This is a genomic window from Syntrophomonas sp. UBA5494 (assembly GCF_002426325.1).
Genome location: NZ_DIPG01000016.1, coordinates 8,992 through 12,322, shown reverse-complemented (window position 1 = coordinate 12,322; position 3,331 = coordinate 8,992). Strand labels below are relative to the sequence as shown.

The following is a 3,331-nucleotide window of genomic DNA, read 5'->3' as shown; positions in this document are numbered from 1 at the left end:
TACACTTCCCTGTCCCGGCAGCTGATAGATCAGGAGGCGGCCAAAATCTGCAAGTGCCTGGCAGAGGAAGAATGGCAGCATCGTGCGGCCCTGAAGTCTTTGCTTGATAATGGACTGACCGCTCTGTTTGAGAGCCCGGGCGATTCAAAACTAACCGATCATAAACCGGTCCCCAGGTTGTCCGCGGAGATGAAACCGGCCGATGCACTGCTTCTGGCCATCAAAAAGGAAGCCCAGGCCGCTGAAGATTATGCTGTTTTGGCACAGCTCAGCAAACGGGATGAAGAAAAACAGCTGTTTGAACGGCTGATTATTATGGAGCAAGGTCATAAGGCACATCTGGAGAAAATATACCACAAGCTGTTTGCGTAGATCCCGCTGCCGGATGTGATTGCAATATTATGCCATTCTAGTAAAATGAGACCAGGGGGAGAACAGTATGTTTAAATTTGGCAAACAGGCCGGCAACCCGCGCCGGGAAATCTTAAGCAGATGCAAGAATATAGCTATCGTAGGGCTTTCCGCAGACTCCACCCGACCCAGCCATCGCATAGCCGGATACCTGCAAAACCAGGGGTACCGGATCATTCCGGTCAATCCCCATCTTGATACGGTGCTGGGTGAGGCTTCCTATCCTGATCTTTCATCTGTGCCCATACCCATTGATCTGATCACTGTATTCCGCCGCGAGGAGGTATTGAGCGGGATCTTTGAAGAGGCTTTGCGGCTCAAGGTTCCGGCAATATGGCTGCAGCCCGGACTGCACTGTGAAGATGGTGAAGCTCAGGCTATAAAGCAGGGCGTAGAGGTCTTTACCGATTATTGTATTATGGCTGAACACCGGCGCTGGTTCTGATATACTACTGCCCTTGCATAAATTGTAAGTGACGGCTTGTTGCAACTCGACACCAGAGGGATGGTATTCAGGAAGGAGAGAATCTGGCTGGTGACCTCAATCAGCGAAGTTATTAACGTTTTAAATCTCGACCAAATTCTTGATCAAACCTGCAGCCTGGCCAGGACGGTAGGCGAAATCCAGAAAGCCAACCTGAGGCGCAGGAACCTGGGAGTGGAAACAAAATCCTCAGTAGTTGACCTGGTAACCGAGGTTGATCACTATTCTGAGCAATGCTTGATAACCGCCCTACACCATGCCTACCCCCACCATGCTATTTTATCCGAAGAGCAAGGCCGGCAAATCGGTTTTTCCGAGTATCTTTGGGTGATTGATCCCCTGGACGGCACCACCAACTACGCGCAGGGGCTGCCTATTTTCTCAATATCTATAGCCCTGCAGTATCGGGGAGAGACGATTATGGGAGTGGTGTACGTCCCTGTTCTGGATCAGATGTTCACCTCAATTCAGGGTCAGGGCGCTTTCCTCAATGGAATGCCTATAGCCGTGGCGCAGAAGACCGAGCTGGAACAATGCCTGTTAGCCACGGGATTTCCTTACGACCGTGCCACCCATCTGGATAACAATCTCAACTATTTTGCCCACTTTACCCCCAGAGTAAGGGGCATACGCCGTATGGGTTCAGCCGCCTATGACCTCTGCAATGTAGCTCTGGGCGCATTGGACGGCTACTGGGAATTGAACCTCAGTGCCTGGGATGTGGCTGCCGGCGCCCTGCTGGTGGAGGAGGCCGGCGGCAAGGTCGCATACCTGCCTCACAAGCGCGGGGTTTCGCTGGTGGCGGGCAACCCGGTCATCTGTGAGCGGATCCTCACTGAGATGGAGCAAGCCGATGCCATGGATTGATATAAAAAGATCATAGATTAGAAATTTTCAGAGGAGGAGAACCATCATGCTGGACTTGTTGAGAAGAAGACGCAGCATTCGCAAGTTTCAGGACAAAAAGCTGGAACCGTGGCAGATTGAAGAGCTGGTCAAGGCGGCCTTGATGGCTCCGTCGTCACGAACCCGCCGTCCCTGGGAATTCATTGTGGTGGAAGACCCGGAGCTGTTGAAAAAACTGGCTTTGTGCAAGGAACACAGCGCTTCGTTTTTAGCCGGGGCGCCGCTGGGAATCGTTATAGCGGCTGACCCGGGCAAATGCGATGTCTGGGTGGAAGACTCGTCCATCTGTACCCTGCTCTTGCACCTTCAGGCGGCTTCTATGGGTCTGGGGTCGTGTTGGATACAGGTCAGGGAGAGATGGCACATTGATCACAAGACTTCTTCAAGTTATGTGAAAGAATTGGTTAACCTGCCCGATGCCTATCAGGTTCTGGCCATCGTTGCCATCGGGTATCCGGCAGAACAGAAAGCTCCTATCGAAGACGGCCAGCTCCCATATCACAAAGTGCATTATAATGTCTTTGAAAAGCCCTTTTTTAACCGCTGAGACATGCGGCGGAGATAGATCGCCGGATTCTTAATATGCGATAAGGAGGCCAAATAAAATGCAGCAGCTTACAGAACAGGTCAAGTTGTTCGGGAACGGATATTTCAACTATTATGTGGTGGGCCGGGAAGAGGCCGCTTTAATCGAGTGCGGAACTAGTGCGGGAGCGGAGATTTTTGCCCGGCAGTGGGAAGCCCTGGAGGACAAACCTGACATTAAATACATCGTGGTCTTGCACTCCCATTTCGATCATGTCTGCGGCATCCCTATTCTCAAAGAGTTGTTTCCCGCCGCGCTGGTGGTGGGCAGCAGCACCGCTCAAAAGATCCTGTCCAAAGAGAAGGCCATGGCGAGCGCCTTTAAAAGCGACCGTTTTGTGGGCGAGTCCTATCTTAAAGCGGGCTTCATCTCCGAGCTGCCCCGGGTGGCGGAATGTGGGCCCATCGCGGTTGATGCGGTGGTAGGGGAAGGCGACCATCTGCTTTTGGGGGACAACCTCAAGCTGGATATTCTGGAAGCGCCGGGGCACAGCGCCTGTTCGCTGGCGGTATACCTGGAAAGCGAACAGATCATGTTCGCCTCAGACGCTGCCGGCTACAAAACCGGTCCCGGGGAGATATCCCCGGTTTTTTTCCAGGACTATGACAGCTATATCGCAACCCTGAATCGTTTTCAGAGCTTGCCGATAAGAATCCTGGCCATGGCTCATGGAGATGTTTTTAAGGGCGATGAAGTAAAACAGTACCTGGAAGAGACTGTTAAAGCGGCCGAGGAAGGCTTTGCCTTCATAAAGGCGGCTTTAGAGGCCGGGGAAGACGATGACGAAGTAGGGAAAAAGGTGTTTGAGCGTTATTTTAAAGGCGGCATGGCATATTACCCGCCTGACATCATGTACAGCACCATGAAGCTTCTGGTTCTCAATGTCAAATCCAAATTGTAAACTGCATTCGGTCTGACGAAGACGGGCGCCTGGTTTAGCTCGC

Annotated in this window: 5 protein-coding genes; all 5 read left to right on the top strand. The window is 52.2% G+C overall.

Going from position 1 to position 3,331, the window contains the following annotated elements; all coding sequences use genetic code 11:
- Positions 1 to 372, top strand: a 372-nt coding sequence (locus tag B3W37_RS02135; RefSeq protein ID WP_483174632.1) for a ferritin family protein, incomplete at its 5' end; no start/stop codon positions are given.
- Positions 373 to 439: 67 nt separating this feature from the next.
- Positions 440 to 856, top strand: a complete 417-nt coding sequence (locus B3W37_RS02130) for a CoA-binding protein (protein ID WP_483171437.1) — start codon at positions 440 to 442, stop codon at positions 854 to 856.
- A 90-nt stretch (positions 857 to 946) separates the two neighbouring features.
- The gene (locus B3W37_RS02125) at positions 947 to 1,762 is read left to right on the top strand and encodes an inositol monophosphatase family protein (RefSeq protein ID WP_483171436.1); all 816 of its coding nucleotides are present in this window, start codon (positions 947 to 949) and stop codon (positions 1,760 to 1,762) included.
- A gap of 46 nt (positions 1,763 to 1,808) precedes the next feature.
- Entirely contained in the window at positions 1,809 to 2,348 is a 540-nt protein-coding gene (locus B3W37_RS02120) for a nitroreductase family protein (protein WP_483171435.1), read from the top strand.
- Positions 2,349 to 2,406: 58 nt separating this feature from the next.
- Positions 2,407 to 3,288, top strand: a complete 882-nt coding sequence (locus B3W37_RS02115; protein WP_483174631.1) for an MBL fold metallo-hydrolase — start codon at positions 2,407 to 2,409, stop codon at positions 3,286 to 3,288.
- Positions 3,289 to 3,331: the final 43 nt, after the last annotated feature.

What these genes read in the sequence shown, in the direction of transcription:
- B3W37_RS02120 (WP_483171435.1), top strand. Translation starts at nt 1,809, where the DNA reads ATGCTGGACTTGTTGAGAAGAAGACGCAGCATTCGCAAGTTTCAGGAC.
- B3W37_RS02115 (WP_483174631.1), top strand. Translation starts at nt 2,407, where the DNA reads ATGCAGCAGCTTACAGAACAGGTCAAGTTGTTCGGGAACGGATATTTC.
- B3W37_RS02130 (WP_483171437.1), top strand. Translation starts at nt 440, where the DNA reads ATGTTTAAATTTGGCAAACAGGCCGGCAACCCGCGCCGGGAAATCTTA.